The organism is Pseudomonas sp. EA_65y_Pfl1_P113 (assembly GCF_963970525.1).
GTDB lineage: Bacteria > Pseudomonadota > Gammaproteobacteria > Pseudomonadales > Pseudomonadaceae > Aquipseudomonas > Aquipseudomonas tritici.
The window spans coordinates 1-502 of record NZ_CAXAQM010000403.1 but is presented as its reverse complement, the minus strand read 5'-3'; the positions used below and the strand labels follow the sequence as shown (position 1 = coordinate 502).

Here is a 502-nt window from a genome sequence, read left to right as displayed (position 1 = left end):
CAGGGCGGTATGAAGCGTTGGGGCTTCGGCGGTCTGCGCGCAACGCACGGCGTTTCGGTCTCGCACCGCTCGCTGGGTTCGACCGGTCAGCGCCAGGATCCGGGCAAGGTCTTCAAGAACAAGAAGATGGCCGGGCACATGGGCGACAAGAACCGCACCCAGCAAAATCTCGAAATCGTTTCGACCGACGTCGAGCGTGGCCTCATCTTCGTCAAGGGCTCGGTCCCTGGCTCGAAGGGTGGCTGGTTGCTCGTCAAGGATTCGGTGAAGGTCGCGCGTCACGCTGATGCGCCGTATCCCGCCGGCCTGAAGCAGGTCGCCAACAACAACGACACCGCTCCCGCCGAGACGCCTGCTGACGTCGCGACCGTGGACGCGACCGACGGCCAGGAGGGCTGAACATGAAGGTCAAGGTTCAATCCTTCGCCGACACCGCAGGCGCGGACATCGAGCTCAACGACGAGGTCTTCGGCCTCGATCCGCGCGCCGACATCCTGCACCG

1 protein-coding gene is annotated in these 502 nt (G+C 64.5%); it reads left to right on the top strand.

The window, feature by feature from the left end:
• Nucleotides 1–399: 50S ribosomal protein L3 (gene rplC / locus AACY52_RS30275; RefSeq protein ID WP_339561374.1), on the top strand; the 399-nt coding region annotated here is incomplete at its 5' end.
• Between the last annotated feature and the right edge of the window lie 103 nt (nucleotides 400–502).